13 protein-coding genes and 1 other RNA gene are annotated in these 16,957 nt (G+C 45.6%); 13 read left to right on the forward strand and 1 reads right to left on the reverse strand.

The window, feature by feature from the left end; translation table 11 throughout:
* The first annotated feature begins 168 nt into the window (after window positions 1-168).
* The 13 genes from ssrA (at window position 169) to DW183_RS12290 (ending at window position 15,349) form a co-directional block, all read left to right on the forward strand.
* Window positions 169-514: a transfer-messenger RNA gene (gene ssrA / locus DW183_RS12230) on the forward strand.
* A 207-nt stretch (window positions 515-721) separates the two neighbouring features.
* Complete coding sequence (locus DW183_RS12235; protein ID WP_118282666.1) at window positions 722-1,669, forward strand: ion transporter; 948 nt, start codon at window positions 722-724, stop codon at window positions 1,667-1,669.
* A gap of 161 nt (window positions 1,670-1,830) precedes the next feature.
* Window positions 1,831-3,606, forward strand: coding sequence for a Na/Pi cotransporter family protein (locus DW183_RS12240; protein WP_118282669.1), 1,776 nt, complete (start codon window positions 1,831-1,833; stop codon window positions 3,604-3,606).
* Between the two features lie 236 nt (window positions 3,607-3,842).
* The gene (gene asnB / locus DW183_RS12245; RefSeq protein WP_118282671.1) at window positions 3,843-5,426 is read left to right on the forward strand and encodes an asparagine synthase B; all 1,584 of its coding nucleotides are present in this window, start codon (window positions 3,843-3,845) and stop codon (window positions 5,424-5,426) included.
* Between the two features lie 29 nt (window positions 5,427-5,455).
* Complete coding sequence (locus DW183_RS12250; protein ID WP_118282674.1) at window positions 5,456-7,552, forward strand: glutamine synthetase III family protein; 2,097 nt, start codon at window positions 5,456-5,458, stop codon at window positions 7,550-7,552.
* A gap of 100 nt (window positions 7,553-7,652) precedes the next feature.
* Window positions 7,653-9,461 carry an ammonium transporter gene (locus tag DW183_RS12255; protein WP_118282677.1) on the forward strand — a complete coding sequence of 603 codons (1,809 nt, stop codon included), beginning with the start codon at window positions 7,653-7,655 and terminating at the stop codon, window positions 9,459-9,461.
* Between the two features lie 74 nt (window positions 9,462-9,535).
* On the forward strand, window positions 9,536-10,384 hold the full coding sequence (locus tag DW183_RS12260; protein WP_243069582.1) for an HD domain-containing protein: 849 nt from the start codon (window positions 9,536-9,538) through the stop codon (window positions 10,382-10,384).
* Window positions 10,385-10,429: 45 nt separating this feature from the next.
* Window positions 10,430-10,675, forward strand: coding sequence for a hypothetical protein (locus DW183_RS12265; RefSeq protein ID WP_147403384.1), 246 nt, complete (start codon window positions 10,430-10,432; stop codon window positions 10,673-10,675).
* An 8-nt stretch (window positions 10,676-10,683) separates the two neighbouring features.
* Window positions 10,684-11,436 (forward strand): AzlC family ABC transporter permease, encoded by a 753-nt coding sequence (locus DW183_RS12270; RefSeq protein ID WP_118282683.1) that lies wholly within the window; start codon window positions 10,684-10,686, stop codon window positions 11,434-11,436.
* Window positions 11,426-11,734 carry an AzlD domain-containing protein gene (locus DW183_RS12275; RefSeq protein WP_118282686.1) on the forward strand — a complete coding sequence of 103 codons (309 nt, stop codon included), beginning with the start codon at window positions 11,426-11,428 and terminating at the stop codon, window positions 11,732-11,734. Before DW183_RS12270 ends, DW183_RS12275 begins: the two co-directional genes overlap by 11 nt.
* A gap of 152 nt (window positions 11,735-11,886) precedes the next feature.
* A complete protein-coding gene (locus DW183_RS12280; RefSeq protein WP_118282689.1) occupies window positions 11,887-13,137 on the forward strand; it encodes a glutamine synthetase family protein in 1,251 nt (416 codons plus the stop codon).
* A 32-nt stretch (window positions 13,138-13,169) separates the two neighbouring features.
* Window positions 13,170-13,736, forward strand: a complete 567-nt coding sequence (locus DW183_RS12285; RefSeq protein WP_118282691.1) for an ANTAR domain-containing response regulator — start codon at window positions 13,170-13,172, stop codon at window positions 13,734-13,736.
* 20 nt (window positions 13,737-13,756) lie between these two features.
* Window positions 13,757-15,349 carry a CTP synthase gene (locus DW183_RS12290; RefSeq protein ID WP_118282693.1) on the forward strand — a complete coding sequence of 531 codons (1,593 nt, stop codon included), beginning with the start codon at window positions 13,757-13,759 and terminating at the stop codon, window positions 15,347-15,349.
* Window positions 15,350-15,423: 74 nt separating this feature from the next.
* Here DW183_RS12290 and DW183_RS12295 read toward each other — a convergent pair whose 3' ends face one another.
* Window positions 15,424-16,890 carry a DUF1846 domain-containing protein gene (locus DW183_RS12295; RefSeq protein ID WP_118282696.1) on the reverse strand — a complete coding sequence of 489 codons (1,467 nt, stop codon included), beginning with the start codon at window positions 16,888-16,890 and terminating at the stop codon, window positions 15,424-15,426.
* Window positions 16,891-16,957 lie beyond the last annotated feature (67 nt).

Consider the following 16,957-nt stretch of genomic DNA (forward strand, 5'->3'; position numbering starts at 1 on the left):
ACTCAACCGTTTTTGTATAGGGGTAGGTGTCACATCAATTGTAACCCTACAAAATGTAACTCTAGAAAATGACAAGTTGACTTGAAAAAAAGCCATAACTTGTTATAATATATCTGTTCCGAGTCCCCGATGTTTATAGTAGGAGGCTTGGAAGTTACAAGTGAATATGGGCTAGTAAAGGTTTCGACAGGGATTATGAAACTGGAGAAGCGAGTCGTATGGTAATGCGTTAAATGGCCAAATTAAAATTAAACGCTGAAGATAATAATTTAGCATACGCTGCCTAATTTGGCAGTAGTCTGACCTAGTGCACTCACACATTAGGACCCAGGCTTCGACTATGTGAGAAACGACATGGACTAAGCTTTGCGTCCATGGGCGTATCATGAAGCTACTAAAACCGCAAGGGTGTTTGTTCCCGGGCGGCAGAGGGAATGTCAAAGAACAAACTACACTCGTAGAAGGACAGGGGATTGGTTTTTGGACACGGGTTCGACTCCCGTCTAGTCCACTCTAAAAGCCTTGAGTTTTCAAGGCTTTTTTATTTTTATGACATATCCTGTGTCATATTATGAACTCCCCATTGAACAGCATTTACAAAAGGTATCTGTAAATACTGCGGAGCAGGTAGAACCGGAGTTTGAAGAGAGCGCACCAAGAATATAGTATGCCGACGGTCGGCACAAAATGGAAAATGTAAGAATAGATACAGGTGGATCATATGAAAGAAAAAGTCTTTAACATCATCCAGATCGGGGATAAAAGTAATCGCATCAGCCGTGCGTTTGACGTCTTTATCACGATCACCATTTTTGCAAATATCGCAGTGACTGTCTTACTGACTTTTCAGGAATTGGCGGCATTTTTTTTCGTATTTCATATCATAGAATGGATCACTCTGCTTATCTTTTGTGTAGAGTATGCACTGCGCATTTGGACGGCAGATTATCTTTATCCGGACAAGAGCGAATTGCGGTCTCGCCTGCATTTTCTGATATCTTTTGATGGAATTGTGGACTTGCTTACCATCATTCCGGCATTTTTCCTTTCCGGCATGGTAATCTTCCGCATGCTCCGCGTGGCGCGTATTTTCCATCTGTTCCGTCTGAATGCCAGATACGACTCTTTCAATGTGATCACCACTGTTTTATATGAAAAAAGAAATCAGATCATATCCTCGTTATTTATCGTGCTGATCCTCATGCTTGCTAGCAGTCTTTGCATGTATAGTGTGGAACATGCAGCACAGCCGGAGGTCTTTCGCAATGCCTTTAGCGGTATGTGGTGGAGCATGAGTACCCTGCTTACGGTAGGCTATGGGGATATTTATCCCATCACGACTTTAGGACGTGTCATGGCGATCGTGATCGCCTATCTTGGGGTAGGTGTTGTTGCTATCCCGACCGGTATCATCAGTGCAGGTTTTGTGGAGCAGTATCATAGAAAGAGCAGTATTTCAGACTGGGGCAGGGAAGATATCAAAGAGATCGCAGAGGTCATGGTGGATTCCCGTCTGGCAGGAAAATGTCTGGAAGATGTGGAGGAAGAGGGAAATACCAAGGTCTACCTGATCCTGCGGGATAACCTGTCCATTCTGCCACAAAAAGATACAGAACTGCAACTGGGGGATGTCCTGATCTTAAGGGACGAGACTATAGATGAAAACTAACCATTTGTGGTATAGGATATGCGTGGGGAATAATCCATACTTTAGATAGATTTTACATGGATTTTACTTGAATTTCACATACAAATCTTATACAGTGTAATTGTGTGTGTAAAAATATTTTACATAGAATTTTTGACAATACTATATAAGAGGAGATAATGATGGACATTTTTAGCGTGTTATCCATGATAGGTGGTCTTGCCATGTTCCTGTATGGAATGGAGACCATGGGAGATGGACTTGCCAAGACGGCAGGTGGTAAATTGGAACACATCTTAGAGAAATTGACATCTACACCGATCAAAGGTGTACTTTTAGGTGCCGCAGTTACGGCAGTCATTCAGTCGTCATCCGCAACGACGGTCATGGTCGTCGGATTCGTAAACTCCGGTATTATGAAACTGTCACAGGCAGTTGGTATCATCATGGGTGCCAATATCGGTACGACGGTCACATCCTGGATTGTCAGTCTATCCGGCATCGAGAGTAGCAATATTGTTTTACAATTCTTAAAGCCGACATCTTTTTGCCCGATCTTAGCACTGATCGGTATCATCCTTCTGATGTTTACTAAGGATGAAAAGAAGCATGATATCGGTGGTATCTTGCTGGGATTTGCTGTCCTGATGTTTGGAATGGATGCCATGTCAAATGCGGTAAAACCGTTGGCAGATGTCCCGGAATTCACCAGCATCCTGACCATGTTTTCCAATCCGGTACTTGGTATGATCGCCGGTGCCGTCCTTACGGCAGTGATCCAATCTTCTTCGGCATCCGTTGGTATTTTGCAGGCACTTTGTGCTACCGGCAGCGTTACCTTCGGTACAGCACTTCCGATCATCATGGGACAGAATATCGGTACTTGTATCACGGCATTGATCTCTGCAATCGGAGCAAAGAAGAATGCCAAGCGTGCGGCTTTTGTCCACTTATACTTTAATATTATTGGCACGATCCTTTTTATGGTCGTATTTTACACTTTGAATGCATTTATGCATTTTGCCTTCTTGGGAACCGCGGCCAATGCGGCAGGGATCGCAGTGATCCACAGTGTGTTTAACGTGGTCGCTACGGTATGCCTGCTTCCGTTCCATCGACTTCTGGAAAAATTGGCTACCATTACTGTTCGTGGAAATGATGATGAGGAGGAGGACGAGGAGATGGAAGGACTTCCATCCGAACTTGCCCTTTTGGACGAGCGTTTTCTTGAGAAGCCGGCATTCGCCGTTGGACACTGTGTGACAGTTGCTCGCAAGATGGCAGAACTCACCGAGGAATGTTTAGTCCTTTCTACCGGTCTTTTGGAACAATATGATAAAAAGACGGCAAAGAGGGTGGCAAGTTTAGAGAGCCAGATCGATACCTTTGAGGATATGCTTGGCACCTATATGATCAAATTATCTGCAAAGCCGCTCAGCGTCGCAGATAACCAGACCATTTCTACGATCCTGCATTGCAGTGGCAATTTTGAGCGGATCTCCGATCATGCCATGAATATCTGTGAAACGGCGCAGGTTATGAACAAAAAGGAACTGGTATTTTCCGACAAGGCAAAGGAAGAATTGCAGATTTACATCCGCGCCCTGCAAAAGATCGTTTCTATGACCATGCAGGCATTTAATACAGACGATTATGAACTGGCAAAGCACGTAGAGCCTTTGGAGGACGTGATCGACGGTATCAACGACAAGGCAAAGAAGCATCATATCAAGCGCTTGCAGAAGGGCAAGTGTACGATCGCACTTTCCGTACCGTTTGAAGATCTGCTGACCAACTTTGAGCGTGTATCTGACCATTGTTCCAATGTTGCCGTATGTATGATCCAGACCAGGGATGATGTCTATGATACCCATGAGTATCTGGACACCCTCAAGGAGAACAACACACCGGAATTCCGTGCTATGTATGACGAGTACAAGGCAGAATATGGTCTATAAGGAATAGAATATGGCAAAAACTTACAAAAAGTGACAATGAATTTTGCATATGTCAGTTATTTTGTATAAATTGTATACAATTTTAAATTTTTTATTGACATCGCCAAAGACAATGACTATGATGTAAATAAATTCAGATGGCAAAGGCGCCACAGATTAGTTTTAAGACTGATCTGTAGCGCCTTCTTTTTTTACAAAAATCCAGGCAGCGCTGGAAAGGGAAGGAGACAAGAAATATGTGTTCAATTATGGCATTGGCAAAAAAGCATATTTCCATGGAGAAATTTCAAATGCATTTTGCCAAGACGACTTCAAGAGGACCGGATATGAGCCGGGTAGAGATCGTCGGAGATTCGGTCTTAGGATTTCAGAGATTGGCGATCATGGGACTTAACGAAAGTGGTATGCAGCCATTTTCCCTGCATGGAAATTATGTCGTATGTAACGGCGAGTTATATGGTTTTCGTCAGGAAAAGGAAATCCTGGAAAATGAGGGATACACTTTCTTGAGTGATTCGGATTGTGAGATCATCCTTCCTATGTATGAAAAATACGGCGTGGAAATGTTTGAACGACTGGATGCGGAATTTGCAATGATCATCTACGATGCAAAGAAAGATGATCTGATCGCGGCAAGAGATCCCATTGGTATCCGCCCTTTGTTTTATGCATATGATAGCGAAGGCTCGATCATGTTTGCCAGTGAAGCAAAAAACCTGATCGGCTTATCCGATAAGGTCATGCCATTTCCACCGGGACATTATTATGAGGATGGCAAGTTCATCTGTTACAAAGATCTTTCCAAGCGACAGACCTACAGCAGTGATGATCTGGAAACGGCAAGTAAGAAGATCAAAGAACTTTTGGTCAAGGGCGTAGAAAAGAGACTGGATGCAGATGCACCGGTCGGATTCCTTTTGAGCGGTGGTTTGGATTCATCTTTGGTCTGTGCCATTTCACAGAAGATCTTGGGAAAGCCGATCAAGACTTTTGCGATCGGGATGAACGAGGATGCAATCGATCTGAAATATGCAAAGGAAGTTGCAGATTATCTGCATAGTGACCATCACGAAATCATCATTAACAAAGACATTGTTCTTTCTTCCTTAGAAGAAGTGGTAAGGATCCTGGGAACTTTTGATATCACGACCATACGAGCAAGCATGGGCATGTATCTGATCTGCAAAGCCATCCACGAAGAGACGGATGTGCGGGTGCTTCTTACCGGTGAGATCTCAGATGAGATCTTCGGTTACAAATATACGGATTTCGCACCGGATGCCGAGAGTTTTCAGGAGGAAGCGGAAAAGAGACTGCGGGAGTTATACATGTATGATGTGCTTCGTGCAGACCGTTGCATTTCCGTAAATTCCATGGAAGCCAGAGTTCCTTTTGGAGATCTTGATTTTGTCAGATATGTGATGAGCATTGATCCAAAACTCAAGATGAACACCTACAACAAAGGAAAATACCTTCTCAGACATGCGTTTGAGGATGACGATTACCTCCCTTACGATATCCTCTTTCGAGAGAAGGCAGCATTTTCTGATGCGGTAGGACATTCCATGGTGGACTACATCAAGGAATATGCAAACGGTCTTTATAGCGATGAGGAGTATGAGGAGAAAAGAAAGAAATATACACACGCAAGACCTTTTACAAAGGAATCCTTTCTTTATAGAGAATTGTTTGAAAAATATTATCCGGATCAGGCGGATATGATCGTCGATTTCTGGATGCCGAATAAAAATTGGGAAAACTGTGATGTCAATGATCCATCTGCCCGTGTTCTTAAGAACTATGGACAGAGTGGTTGTTAAATAAGAAAAGAGAGTAGGAGGACAGCATTATGACAAAGAATGTACCAGAGTTATTTGGAAGTATGGTCTTTAACGACGAAGTGATGAAGGAGCGCTTGCCAAAAGACATTTATAAGGCATTGCAAAAAACCATCGCAGATGGCTTGCATTTACAACTGGATGTGGCAAATGTCGTTGCCGCAGCCATGAAAGATTGGGCGATTGAAAAAGGCGCAACACACTTTACCCATTGGTTCCAGCCAATGACAGGCGTGACCGCAGAAAAGCATGACAGTTTCATTTCCCCGGAACCGGGCGGAAAAGTCATTATGGAATTTTCCGGCAAGGAACTGGTAAAGGGAGAGCCGGATGCATCTTCTTTCCCGTCAGGCGGACTTCGTGCCACATTTGAGGCGAGAGGCTATACCGCATGGGATCCTACATCCTATGCGTTCATCAAGGATGATACACTTTGCATCCCGACTGCATTTTGCTCATACAGTGGAGAAGCATTGGATAAGAAGACACCACTTCTTAGATCCATGCAGGCTTTGGATAAGCAGGCAGTCCGTGTGCTTCGATTATTTGGAAATACAGACGTAAAACGCGTCATTACAACCGTAGGTCCGGAACAGGAATATTTTCTGATAGACCAATCCGTATACGACAAGAGACCGGATTTGATTTATACCGGCAGAACCCTTTTCGGTGCAAAGCCACCAAAGGGACAGGAACTCGAAGATCATTATTTTGGTACGATCAAACCGAGAGTTTCTGAGTACATGAAAGAGTTAGACAAGGAGTTGTGGAAACTTGGTATTCTTGCAAAGACCAAGCATAACGAGGTCGCACCGGCTCAGCATGAGTTGGCACCGGTTTTCTCAACCACGAACATAGCAACGGATCATAACCAGCTTACGATGGAAATGATGAAAACAGTGGCAGGACGTCATGGAATGGCGTGTCTGTTGCATGAGAAACCTTTTGCCGGAGTCAATGGTTCCGGTAAGCACAACAACTGGTCTATATCAACGGATACCGGAGCCAACCTGCTTGAACCCGGTGCAACTCCTTCCCAAAACGCACAGTTCTTACTGTTTTTAACCGCTGTCATTAAAGCAGTAGACGATTATCAGGAATTGCTCCGGTTATCTGTTGCAAGTGCAGGAAACGATCATCGTCTGGGTGCCAATGAAGCACCACCAGCCATCATGTCTGTATTCTTAGGAGATGAATTGTCAGATGTTGTGGATTCAATCGAAAAGGGCGTTGATTATCACGATAAAGAAAAGACACTCATGTCCATTGGAGCAACGGTTCTGCCGCATATTCCAAAGGATACGACCGATCGAAACAGAACTTCACCATTTGCCTTCACAGGAAATAAGTTTGAGTTCCGTTCTTTAGGATCAACGGCATCTATTTCAGGACCGAACGTTATTTTAAATACCATCGTTGCTGAGTCCTTGTCAGAATTTGCCGATGAATTGGAAAAGGCAGAAGACTTTGACAGTGCACTGGATAAACTCCTTCGCAGAGAACTGGTAGCCCATAAGAGAATCATCTTTAACGGCAACGGTTATAGCGAGGAATGGGTAGAAGAGGCAGAAAGAAGAGGGCTTTCAAACTTGAAGTCAACCGTAGATGCCCTTCCGGTATTTATTCAGGATAAGACGATCGAACTCTTTACCAAGAATAAGGTATATACCGAGTCAGAGATCCGTTCCCGTTACGAGATCTTGTTGGAGAACTATTATAAGACCATCAATATCGAGGCAATGACACTGATCTCCATGACCAAGAAAGACATCATGGGAGCAGCCATAGAATATCAGTACACCTTGGCCGAGGTCTTTAATGCAAAACAGGCAACGGGCGTAGCCGTCACGGCTAAGACAGAAGAAAAAATGCTGGCAAAGGCAGCAAGTCTGACCGAAGCCTTAGCAGAGCGCTTAGACAAGTTGGAGGCAGATGTAGACAAGGTAGACGAATCCGCAGATGCACTTGAGATTGCTAAATATTACCGCGAGGTCATCTTTAGTGATATGAGCAGTCTGCGCGAGGTGATCGACGACTTGGAAGTTGTGATCCCATCCGACATCTGGCCATATCCGACCTACGGAGAGATGCTTTACAGTATCAAATAAAGAAAAAAGGAAAAAGTAAATGCACAAAGGCGTGCACGTTTTCGCAGGAAATTCTCGAAACGTGCACGCTTTTAAAATGTAATTAAAGGAGGATAACGTTATGACACAAGAGATTATGGATGCCATCAGTTCGCAGACCTTTGGAGTCTGGTTCTTGATCGGCGCAGCGTTAGTATTTTGGATGCAGGCAGGATTTGCCATGGTAGAGACTGGTTTTACCAGAGCAAAAAATGCCGGAAATATCATTATGAAGAACCTGATGGACTTTTGTATTGGTACAGTGATGTTCATACTGATCGGTTTTTCGCTTTTACTGGGTGAAGATCTGGTAGGTATCATCGGAAAGCCGGGATTTGATATCTTCACCAACTATGCAAATTTTGACTGGTCAAACTTTGTATTTAACTTAGTATTCTGTGCTACGACGGCAACCATTGTTTCCGGCGCCATGGCAGAGAGAACAAAGTTCATTTCCTACTGTGTATATTCCGGTGTGATCTCAGCGATCATTTATCCGATCGAAGCACACTGGACATGGGGCGGCGGCTGGTTAGCCCAGTTGGGATTTCACGATTTCGCCGGTTCTAACTGTATCCATATGGTCGGTGGTATCTGTGCCCTCATTGGTGCAGCCATCTTAGGACCTCGAATTGGAAAGTTTACCAAGGATAAGGAAGGAAAGATTGTTAAAGTCAATGCTTTCCCTGGACACAGCATTCCACTGGGTGCCCTTGGTGTATTTATCCTCTGGCTCGGCTGGTATGGATTTAACGGCGCAGCAGCAACTTCTGTAGAAGAACTCGGCTCTATTTTCGTAACTACGACCATCGCTCCGGCGGTCGCAACCGTTGTTTGTATGATCTTTACGTGGATCAAGTATGGTAAGCCGGATGTATCTATGTGTCTGAACGCTTCTTTGGCAGGTCTGGTTGCCATTACCGCCGGGTGTGATGTAACAGATGCTTTTGGTTCTATTGTGATCGGTGCTGTTTCCGGTCTGCTCGTCGTCTTTGGTGTATGGCTTTGTGATTATGTACTGCATGTAGATGATCCGGTTGGTGCCGTTGCCGTACATTGCTTAAACGGTATTTGGGGGACGATCGCCGTTGGACTTTTCGCAACCGATACCGCACCTGCTTTTGCAAGAGGTCTGGGTGATGGCGTTACCTTTGGTGCAAACCAGATCGCCGGAAAAGGTTTATTCTATGGTGGTGGATTCAAGCAGTTGGGATTACAGTTGCTTGGTATGGGAACCACAGCACTCTATACAGCCGTTCTGATCACCATTACATTCCTGATCATTAAGGCGGTCATGGGACTTCGTGTTACAGAGGAAGAGGAGATCGTCGGCTTGGATGCAATGGAACATGGTCTTCCAAGTGCATATGCTGGATTTTCTATTACCGATACTTCTATGGCAATGGATGTCAACGAGAACACAGATCTTGGTGAGGGTGAGTACGATAAGGCATCTGATCTGCAAAAAGATACCGCAGTTCCGGTTGTTGCAGAAGCAGATGATCTGGATGCAAACGGTGTGCCGATCTTCAACACAGGTATGCATAAGATCGTTGTTATCGCAAAACTTTCCAAGTTTGATACCTTAAAGAAGGCAATGAACGATCTCGGCGTGACCGGTATGACGGTAACCCAGGTCATGGGCTGTGGCGTACAAAAGGGCGCCGGCGAATATTATCGTGGTGTTGAGATGGATGCAACCTTACTTCCTAAGATCAAGGTTGAGATCATTGTCAGCAAGATCCCGGTAACAACAGTGATCGAGGCAGCCAAGAAGGCACTTTACACCGGACATATCGGAGATGGTAAGATCTTCGTATATAACGTTCTTAAAGTTGTTAAGGTTCGTACCGGTGAGGAAGATTATGCAGCCCTTCAGGATGTAGAATAGGGATTAGGAAAAATAAAAAATAAAAAAAGATGTGATAAGACCTGCGTCATTTTACTTTGACGCAGGTTTTTGTTATGATAGAACAGGTTTGCAGAAAAGAAAGGCAGTATGGCATGAAAATAAGAGAAATCGCAGAGACAAAAAGAAAAGCAAAAGAATGGTTTGCATCTTATACGGCAGACTATGATATGGAAGATCCCAAGATCGCGCTCAAAGCAGTGCATACCTATCATGTGGCAGAACTATGTCAGACGATCGCTGAGAGTCTGGCACTAAATGAGGTCGAGTGCATGGCAGCCTGGCTGAGCGGACTTTTGCATGATGTCGGCAGATTTGAGCAGATCCGCAGATTCAACACGTTTTCGGATGCGGATTCCATTGACCATGCGCTTTTAAGTACAGAGATCTTATTTGGGACAAAGGAGGATGCTTCTTGTGGCAGGATCCGTCAGGTCATCTTAGATCCGTCGTGGGACATTTATCTTTATAAGGCGATCAAATATCACAGTGCCTACCGCCTGCCACCGGATTTATCCGAGATGGAAAAGACCTATTGCCAGATCCTTAGGGATGCAGATAAGATCGATATTTTCCGGGTCAATCTGGAAACACCTATGGAGGATATTTATAATACAACGACAGAGACCTTGAAGCAGGCAGAGGTGACCTCGGAGGTCTTGCAGGCATTTAAAGAGCGGCATGCCGTGCTTCGTGCCTTGAAAAAGACGCCGGTCGACAATGTGGTAGGACACATCAGTTTATATTATGAACTGGTCTATCCGAAGAGCCGCCAGATCGCCTTGAGCCAGGGCTACCTGCTGCGTTTGGCAGAATTTGCATCGGAAAATGAAAGGACAAGAAAAGTCTTTGAAGATATTCGGACACAGTTACAAGAGGATATAGAGAATGGAAGTAAAAAGTAAATTAAAAATTATATTGCGGCAAAACTGCGCCGTCTTCTGGCATCCATGAAACTGGGCGTGGCAGCCTTTGTCGGAGAGTTCGCATCCGGGGTGACGACCATGGTATTTAATTACCTCTTGCTTGCTCTGGTAGGCAATGTTGCTGTGGCGGCTTACGGCGTGATCGCAAATCTGGCCCTGGTCGGTGTGGCGATCTTTAACGGCATTTCCGGTGACGGAAGGCATATGCATGATCGCGACTTTGGGCGTTTTATCACATATGAAAAAACAGGCTATTTTATAAAAAGTTAGGAAGACAGATGAAAAAGACACAGAGTCAGTATTCTTTTGGACTTGCATCAAACAGAAAAATGTTTCGTAAGGGTATGACGGAGGGAATCCCGATCGCCATGGGCTATTTGGCTGTTTCCTTTTCCTTGGGGATCATGGCAAAAAGGGCAGGACTGAGTCCTTTTGCCGCTTTTTTGGCAAGTTTTTTTAATAACGCATCGGCGGGGGAGTATGCAGCATTTTCCCTTATCATGGTGGAGGCATCTTATGTAGAAGTCGCCATTATGACGTTTATCGCCAATGCCAGATATCTTTTGATGAGCATAGCCCTAAGCCAGAAGATCAAACCGGAGGCATCGATCGGACATCGCTTTTTGGTGGCATTTGATATCACGGACGAAATCTTTGCCTTATCGGTTTCGCAGCCGGGCTATTTGAATCCAAATTATACCTATGGCATCATTACGCTGGCACTTCCGGCATGGGCATTTGGCACCATGTTGGGCTGTCTGGCAGGCAGCATCCTGCCGGCGAGGATCGTCAGTGCCTTAAGTGTTGCCCTCTATGGTATGTTTTTAGCCATCATCATTCCGCCCGCAAAGAAGGATAAGGTGGTCTTGGGATTGATCGTCATCAGTTTTGCATCCTCTTATCTGGCGGGGATTTTGCCGGGGATCGCATCGATCTCAAGTGGAACGAGGACCATTCTTTTGACGCTGGTGATCTCTGCGGTCGCTGCGATCGTATTTCCACACAAGGAGGAGGCAGAGCATGCGTCATAATATCTATATTTATATACTCATCACAGCACTGGTTTCCTATGGCATCCGCATGCTTCCCATGGTGCTCTTGCGCAAGGAGATCAAAAGTCCCTTTATCAGATCCTTTCTATATTATGTGCCTTATGTGACCCTGGCGGTCATGACCTTTCCGGCAATGGTGGAAGCCACACAGAGTCCGGTCGCAGGTCTTCTGGCACTGATCTGTGGGATCTTGGTGGCATGGTTTCATGGGGGCTTGTTTGAGGTGGCAGTGGTCTGTTGTGCCATCACTTTTGTGGCAGAATTATTTTTAAAATAGTATCTTTACAAAGAAAACATGATGTAGTAAAGTATTACTGTTAAACGAACAATGGCGTTCGAAGTAGGGCTTGGGTCTACAGGACTTTTGCCCTCTTCGGGCGCTTTTTTACATTCAAAACCGTGCGTTTTACTAATGGGATGGAGGTTACTATGGCAGACGATACGATGGAAGAAGTAATGGAATTTGTGGAAGAAAATGATGTCAAATTCATTCGACTGGCGTTTTGCGATATCTTTGGAAATCAGAAGAATATTTCTATTATGCCGGAAGAATTGCGGACAGCTTTTACAACAGGCATCAATTTTGACTCCTTTTTGATCTTAGGATATGATGATCCCGTTTATCAGGATCTTTATTTGAAACCGGTACCCGATACCTTAAATGTCCTGCCGTGGCGGCCGCAGCAGGGGCGGGTGATCCGTTTTTATTGTGATGTGGTCTTGCCGGATGGCAGTCCATATCCCTATGACAGCAGAAAGTTCTTAAAAGATACCCTGCAGGAATGTGCCGATATGGGATTTTCCTGTCGTATGGGACTGCGGAGTGAGTTTTATCTCTTTAAGACAGATGATGAGGGCAGACCGACCGATATTCCTTGGGATGAAGGGGGATATCTGGACATTGCGCCAAAGGATCGTGGAGAAAACATCCGGCGAGAGATCTGCCTGACCTTGGAAGAAATGGGCATCCAGCCGGAATCTTCCCACCATGAATCCGGTCCGGGCCAAAATGAGATCGATTTCCGGTCTTCGGATGCGCTTGGAACCGCAGACAATTATATTACCTACAAAAATGTGGTCAGTGCCATTTCTAACCGAAACGGGGTCTTTGCTTCCTTTGATCCAAAGCCTCTCAAGGGAAAGAGCGGCAATGGTCTGCATATGAAGATCTCCACATGGAAAAACGGCGTCAATATGGATGAGATCGATCCGGAGTTTACCGAACACTTTATGGCAGGCGTTTTCCACCGTATGCGTGATATTACCTTATTTTTAAATACCCAGAAGCAGTCGTATGAGCGTTTTGGAGAGAACGAAGCACCAAAGTATATTACCTGGTCAGCCCAGAACCGGTCACGTCTTTTGCGTGTGCCGATCGTGCAGGGCAAGCGTACCTGTTTTGTACTGCGTTCGCCGGATTCCGGAATCAATCCTTATCTGGCATTTGCCATCGTGATCCAGGCAGGGCTTGCCGGGGTGCGTGGCAAAGAGATTCTGCCATCGCCGGTGGATAAGAGTAGCCGTCTGGTAAAGGATGAGGAAAAAGCATCCTACGATAAGCTGCCTTTGTCTTTGACAGAGGCGGTAGAATGTGCCAAGAAGAGTGCATTTTTACAGAATAGTCCATGCAAGGACATCGCAAATCGTTTCATAGAAGTGATCGAGCAGGAGGCAATGTAAGCAATTCATTTTTATGAAGGGAGGATGCGCGGATGGACAAAGCATTGATCGTATGTGATGCGCCCAAGGGCATCGAGTTCTTTCGCGATTTTCTGATGCAAAATGATTATAAAGAGATCACCGTGGTGGATAGCGGCGAGGAAGCCAGACGCATGCTGGTCGACAAAGATTTTGATCTGTGTCTGATCAATGCACCCCTGCGTAAGGAATCCGGCGAGCAGTTGTCGATCGACATTGCGGAGAAAAATATCTGTCAGGTCATTTTGTTTGTCAAAGCGGAATACAGCGAGGAGATCATGGATCGGGTGGAGGATTACGGTGTGATCACCGTCAGCAAGCCGATCAGCAGGCAGATGTTCTGGAGCGCCCTAAAACTTGCCAGGGTCGCACAAAGACGTATCACAATGGCACAAAAAGAAAATGCAAAATTACAGAAAAAACTGGATAGTTTAAAGACCGTATCGCGCGCAAAATGTCTTTTGATCTCCTATTGTGGGATGTCAGAGGAGGATGCGCATAAATATATTGAAAGACAGGCAATGGATAAGAGAATGAGCCGTTTGGAGATCGCACAGGATATCGTGCATACCTATGGCTAAAAAAGAGGAAGGAGAATTTTATGACAAAGCATGTATTTGTAACCGGTGGAGTAGTATCAGGACTAGGAAAGGGCATTACGGCAGCATCGCTGGGACGACTTTTGAAAATGCGTGGCTACAAGGTGGCATCACAAAAGCTGGATCCTTATATGAACGTAGATCCGGGAACCATGAGCCCATACCAGCATGGCGAGGTTTTCGTGACAGATGACGGCGCGGAGACAGATCTGGATCTGGGACATTATGAGAGATTTATCGATGAAAATCTGAACAAGTATTCCAACCTGACCAGTGGTAAGGTCTACTGGAATGTCTTAAACCGTGAGAGAAAGGGTGAATACTTAGGACAGACCGTACAGGTGATCCCACATATTACTGAGGAGATCAAGCGCTTTATCTATATGGGGGCAGAGAGTTCCGATGCAGATGTTTTGATCACAGAGATTGGTGGAACGACGGGAGATATTGAAAGCCAGCCGTTTTTGGAGGCTATCCGTCAGGTATCACTGGAGCGTGGAAGGGAAAACTGCTGTTTTATCCATGTGACTTTAGTACCATGGCTTTCCGGTTCCAACGAACATAAGTCAAAGCCGACCCAACATTCCGTAAAGGAATTGCAGTCCTTGGGAATCGCACCGGACATCATTGTATGCCGTGTAGACCGTCCGTTGGAGCAGAGCATCAAGGACAAGATCTCCCTCTTCTGTAATGTGCCAAAGGATTGCGTGATCGAAAATGATACCATGGACTGCCTTTATAAGGCACCTCTTATGCTGCATGAGCATGGTCTGGATACCGTGGTATGCCGCCGCTTACAGATCGAGGATAAGACACCGGATCTGGCAGGTTGGGAAAAGATGGTCGATACCATCGATCATCTGACCAAGACGACCAAGATCGCTATCGTAGGTAAATATGTAGCCCTGCATGACGCTTATCTATCTGTGCATGAGGCACTTTTGCATGGCGGTTATGCCAATGATGCCAAGGTGGAGATCGAGTGGATCGATAGTGAGAAGATCACCAAGGATAATGTAGAAGAAATCTTATCCGGTCTGGACGGTATTTTGGTACCGGGCGGATTTGGAGATCGTGGTGTGGAAGGCAAGATCTTAGCCTGCCAGTATGCCAGAGAGCATGATGTGCCATATCTTGGCATCTGTCTGGGTATGCAGGTGGCAGCCATTGAGTTTGCCAGAGATGTGTGCGGCTTAGAGGATGCTAACTCCGGTGAGTTCAATCCGGGTGGCGAGCATCTGGTCATTGACCTTATGGAAGAACAGATGGCAGTTCTTAGAAAGGGCGGTACCATGCGTCTGGGCTCTTATCCATGTAAGATCAAGGCTGGTACGACCTTGGAACGTGCTTATGCCAAGGAAAATATTGACGAGCGCCACAGACATCGTTTCGAGTTCAACAATGCTTATCGTGATCTGATGACAGAAAAGGGTCTGACGATCAGTGGTACTTCACCGGACGATGCGATCGTGGAGGCAGTAGAAGTATCCGGCAACAAATTCCATGTGGGTGTGCAGTTCCACCCGGAATTTAAGAGCCGTCCGAACAAGCCACATCCACTCTTTGCAGAGTTTATCAAGGCAAGTCTTTTATAGAAACAGGTAAAAAAATACCGATCCCGTGCATGCTATCATGCAGGGGATCGGCTTTTTTATACCGCAAAAGATTATTATTTTACCTTTGTCTTTGGTTCGCAGGTCAGATACATGCCCAGTTTCTTGAAGATCTGTTCGTCCACTTCATCCAACATAACAGAAGAATGTACATTTAAGGTCTTTAAGTTTGGCAACTGGTCAAAAGCAGCCTTGGCATTGGCATCGGTATTGGAACTGATGGATAAGGCTACCAGCACTTCGTCACTGTGCAGGCTGGCATCATTGCTGCCGAGATAATTCTTTTTCAGACGGCTGATCGGCTGTAAGGCTTCCGGCGAGATCAAAAGTTTCTCATGGTCGATCCCTGCCAATTCCTTTAAGACATTTAAGAGGGCAGCAGCAGGTGCGCTGAGCAGATCAGAGGTCTTTCCATCGATGATACTGCCATCATCCAACTCGATGGCAACGGCAGGCTGGTGTGTCTGATTTTCTACTTCCATGGCTGCGACAGCAACCTTTCTGTCAGCAGGAGAGATCTCTGCCTGCTTCATCAGAAGTTCGATCTTGTAGAGTGCGTCTTTAGAACCAAGTCCCTTTTTGATATTGCAGATCTCAGTATAATAACGGCGGATGATCTCAGCCTTTCCGGCTTCGCGGCAGACCTCATCATCACTGATGCAGTTGCCGACCATATTCACGCCCATGTCTGTCGGAGACTGGTAAGCGCAAGTGCCGTAGATGCGCTCAAACATGGCCTTTAATACCGGATAGATCTCCACATCACGGTTGTAGTTGATTGTGGTCTTTCCATAGGATTCCAGATGGAAAGGATCGATCATGTTGACATCGTTTAAGTCAGCCGTAGCGGCTTCGTAAGCGATATTGACCGGGTGCTTGAGTGGGAGATTCCATACCGGGAAAGTCTCAAACTTGGCATATCCGGCAGAAACACCGCGTTTGTGTTCGTGATATAACTGGGAAAGACAGGTTGCCATTTTGCCGCTTCCCGGACCCGGTGCCGTTACGACAACGAGTGGACGGCTGGTTTTGATATAGTCGTTCTTTCCAAAACCCTCATCGCTGACGATATGCTCGATGTTGCTTGGATAGCCGTCGATCTTGTGGAGGATATAAGAAGGAACTCCCAGAGAGTCTAAGTGGTAGCGGAATTCATCAGCGGCTGCTTCACCGGTGTACTGGGTGATGGCAACACTGCCGACATAAAGCCCAAAACTGCGAAAGACATCCATCAGACGAAGTACATCCTCGTCGTAGGTGATGCCCAGATCGCCCCTGATCTTATTGGAGGCGATGGCTCCGGCGGAGATAGCGATCACGATCTCTGCCTGATCCTTTAATTGTAGGAGCATACGCAGTTTGGAGTCAGGCATGAAGCCCGGCAGAACGCGGGATGCATGGTAGTCGTCATACAATTTGCCGCCAAATTCCAGATACAGTTTGTCTCCGAAATGGTTGATGCGTTCTTTGATGTGTTCTGACTGCATATGCAGGTATTTGTCATTGTCAAATCCGATTTTCATAATGTGTTCCTTCCCATATAATATTTGCTTATGTATTTGAGGGACAAAATTGTCCGAACCTGTGATT

This window comes from Roseburia sp. AM16-25 (genome assembly GCF_003473825.1).
Lineage (GTDB): Bacteria > Bacillota > Clostridia > Lachnospirales > Lachnospiraceae > Pararoseburia > Pararoseburia lenta.

Excerpts from the sequence above, each read along its gene's own strand:
- DW183_RS12235 (WP_118282666.1), top strand. The coding sequence starts at position 722 with ATGAAAGAAAAAGTCTTTAACATCATCCAGATCGGGGATAAAAGTAAT.
- DW183_RS12240 (WP_118282669.1), top strand. The coding sequence starts at position 1,831 with ATGGACATTTTTAGCGTGTTATCCATGATAGGTGGTCTTGCCATGTTC.
- asnB (WP_118282671.1), top strand. The coding sequence starts at position 3,843 with ATGTGTTCAATTATGGCATTGGCAAAAAAGCATATTTCCATGGAGAAA.
- DW183_RS12250 (WP_118282674.1), top strand. The coding sequence starts at position 5,456 with ATGACAAAGAATGTACCAGAGTTATTTGGAAGTATGGTCTTTAACGAC.
- DW183_RS12255 (WP_118282677.1), top strand. The coding sequence starts at position 7,653 with ATGACACAAGAGATTATGGATGCCATCAGTTCGCAGACCTTTGGAGTC.
- DW183_RS12260 (WP_243069582.1), top strand. The coding sequence starts at position 9,536 with ATGATAGAACAGGTTTGCAGAAAAGAAAGGCAGTATGGCATGAAAATA.
- DW183_RS12265 (WP_147403384.1), top strand. The coding sequence starts at position 10,430 with ATGAAACTGGGCGTGGCAGCCTTTGTCGGAGAGTTCGCATCCGGGGTG.
- DW183_RS12270 (WP_118282683.1), top strand. The coding sequence starts at position 10,684 with ATGAAAAAGACACAGAGTCAGTATTCTTTTGGACTTGCATCAAACAGA.
- DW183_RS12275 (WP_118282686.1), top strand. The coding sequence starts at position 11,426 with ATGCGTCATAATATCTATATTTATATACTCATCACAGCACTGGTTTCC.
- DW183_RS12280 (WP_118282689.1), top strand. The coding sequence starts at position 11,887 with ATGGCAGACGATACGATGGAAGAAGTAATGGAATTTGTGGAAGAAAAT.
- DW183_RS12285 (WP_118282691.1), top strand. The coding sequence starts at position 13,170 with ATGGACAAAGCATTGATCGTATGTGATGCGCCCAAGGGCATCGAGTTC.
- DW183_RS12290 (WP_118282693.1), top strand. The coding sequence starts at position 13,757 with ATGACAAAGCATGTATTTGTAACCGGTGGAGTAGTATCAGGACTAGGA.
- DW183_RS12295 (WP_118282696.1), bottom strand. The coding sequence starts at position 16,890 with ATGAAAATCGGATTTGACAATGACAAATACCTGCATATGCAGTCAGAA.